Origin of the sequence: Xenorhabdus santafensis, assembly GCF_033949405.1 — a bacterium.
Lineage (GTDB): Bacteria > Pseudomonadota > Gammaproteobacteria > Enterobacterales > Enterobacteriaceae > Xenorhabdus > Xenorhabdus santafensis.
The window spans coordinates 1-969 of record NZ_VCDN01000381.1 but is presented as its reverse complement, the minus strand read 5'-3'; the positions used below and the strand labels follow the sequence as shown (position 1 = coordinate 969).

The window sequence follows — 969 nt, the reverse complement described above, 5'->3', positions numbered from 1 at the left end:
ACGCGACAAAAATTTAGAGCAAGTCAGAAAAGAAGTCAAATATCTCAAAATAATAAAATAGGGGTAAAATCTACCCCTATTTACATTTCTCTGTCATACCCTTTACTCCGTTCTTTTTTCGGTTCTAGTGCTTTCACAGATTGTTGAAGTCCTTCACTCAATCCAATTTCTTTTTCCACTTTTTCCGCTAGATCCTCATTTCCCATTTTTCGAAGCCAATAACTTGTATAATTTGCAATCGCATCTACCAATCGATTCCCTCGTTCATTTAGCGGTTGTTCATATTCCTTCTTGCTATACTTCATCATGCCAACTGCTTTTGCTACATTCGCAAAACTCATTTTTAATCCTTCGTACATTTCATTCACTTTGTTCAACGTTCGTTTCAAACGACTATTTTCTACGGTTAATAGATTCACTTGTTCTTGTAATCCTTGCTTTTCTTTCCACCAAGTTTGACCATTCTCAATGGCTGCTTCTTTCCCAATCAAATTTCGCTCTCTTTGGTTCACTTCTAATTCTTTATAACTAATATCCAACTCTTTTTGACAAATGAACTCTTCCCTTTCATTTAAACAGACCTCTCGAGCTTCTAGTGAGCTTTTAGATTCACTTATACCCCTTAACCCTTCTTTTATGTTAGAAACCCCTCTAAGGCATTTTGAAAGCTTTCGGGCATCTTCTTTTGTTAGGATATAGTTTCCTGTTTTCACTTCTTTCTTTTTCAGTAATCCTATTTTTTCTGTTTCTACTTTCAACCTTCTCATATCAAACAAAGGAAATCCTTGTATATCGTTTTGCATCTGTTCCTTCGTTTCTTTTAATTTCGTAATCTCTTCTTTCGTATCTCCTATTTGTTTTTGTAAGGTTTTCTGTTCCTGTTGTTGTTCTCTCACAATCTGTTCTAACTGTCCTTTTATCGTTTGTAATTCTTTTGCTTTCCCCTCTAACTGTTTCACTTCTTTGTCT

The 969-nt window shown here is 35.0% G+C and carries 1 protein-coding gene; it reads right to left on the bottom strand.

From position 1 onward, the window contains the following. Positions 1-80: 80 nt before the first annotated feature. Positions 81-969 (bottom strand): hypothetical protein (locus FE392_RS20655; protein WP_319931967.1); only part of this gene is annotated, 889 nt, incomplete at its 5' end.